The 1285-nt window shown below is 60.2% G+C and carries 1 protein-coding gene; it reads right to left on the bottom strand.

The genetic code is table 11. From position 1 onward, the window contains the following. Nucleotides 1–44 precede the first annotated feature (44 nt). Nucleotides 45–1285: IS21 family transposase (gene istA / locus MRBLMR1_RS26935; protein WP_500066960.1), on the bottom strand; the 1241-nt coding region annotated here is incomplete at its 5' end.

The raw sequence follows: 1285 nt of genomic DNA, 5'->3' as shown, positions 1-1285 counted from the left end.
TTGAGTTTGTCGAGTGTTGGATGAGCAAGCATTCTTCTTTCTCCTTAGTGGTAGTAGCGAGGTCCGCGGATGTTTTCGTGGTGGATAGGCTCATGCGAGGCTGGTCCATTGGTGGTGGCGGCTCGATCGAGATGATTGTCGAGGATGGAGCGCACCGAACCGTAGGTCCGGGCTCCGATCTCCAGCGCACGGCTGCAAGCAGCATTCACTCTGTCGCGCCCAAAGCCTTTGTTCAGACGGATAATTCCCATGCACGCTCGAAAGCCCTGCTCCGGGTGCGGCCGGTCGGCGAGGATCTTTTCGCATAGCAACGCAACCTCCGGCCCGATGGACGTGGCCTCGCGTTGAATGCGTTCGATCGTCCAGTCGGCAAAACGGCGGTGGGCCGAGGGCATGTGATCGGGGGTCGTCGTGTGCTTGCCGTTACCGCTGGAGCGGCGATGAGCGGCTATCCGTTCGCCTTTGTGGAAGATCTCGATCGTATTGGCGGTGATGCGCGCCTCGACTTGCTCGCGAGCGAAGCGATACGGGACGGAATAATAATGCCGCTCGATCTCGACGTGGTAATCCAATCCAGCACGTCGGATACGCCATTCCGCAAAGACATAGCGTTCCACAGGCAATGGCCTTAGAGCAGGCAGGTCGAGCTCTTCAAATAATTGGCGGCGCGTGACGCCGACCCGGCGGAGGACCCGCCTGTCGTTGAGATCATGCAGCAAGTCGGCGATCGCCGCGTTGACCTCGGCGAGATTGTAGAAGGTGCGATGGCGAAGGCGGCCCAACAGCCAGCGTTCGACGATACGAACCGCGGCCTCGACTTTCGCCTTGTCACGAGGGCGTCTCGGCCGCGTCGGCAGGACGGCGCTGCCATAATGCGCCGCCATCGCGCTATACGTCCGGTTGACCTGAGGATCGAAGTGGCACGCCTTGATGATCGCCACCTTGGCATTGTCCGGAACAAGCAACGCCGGCGCGCCGCCGAAGAACTCCAGCGCCTGGATATGGCATTCAATCCAGTCGGGAAGCGTTTCGCTCCAGCGCGCCTGGGCGTAGGAGAGGCTCGATGCACCCATAACCGCAACGAACAGGTGGGCCTGTCGTGTCATGCCAGACAATCGGTCGACTACGACGCTAACGGTGTCGCCGGCGTAATCGACAAACAGCTTGTCGCCGGCTGCATGATCCTGCCGCATCGTCACCGGTAGCTTCAACGCCCAGCCGCGATAAAGGTCGCAGTATCGACTATAGCGATAACCATCCGGATGAAGACCGATGTATTCGTCCC

This window comes from Neorhizobium sp. LMR1-1-1.1 (assembly GCF_040675795.1).
In the GTDB taxonomy this organism is placed as follows: domain Bacteria; phylum Pseudomonadota; class Alphaproteobacteria; order Rhizobiales; family Rhizobiaceae; genus Neorhizobium; species Neorhizobium cellulosilyticum.
This window is presented reverse-complemented; position numbering and strand designations above follow the sequence as displayed.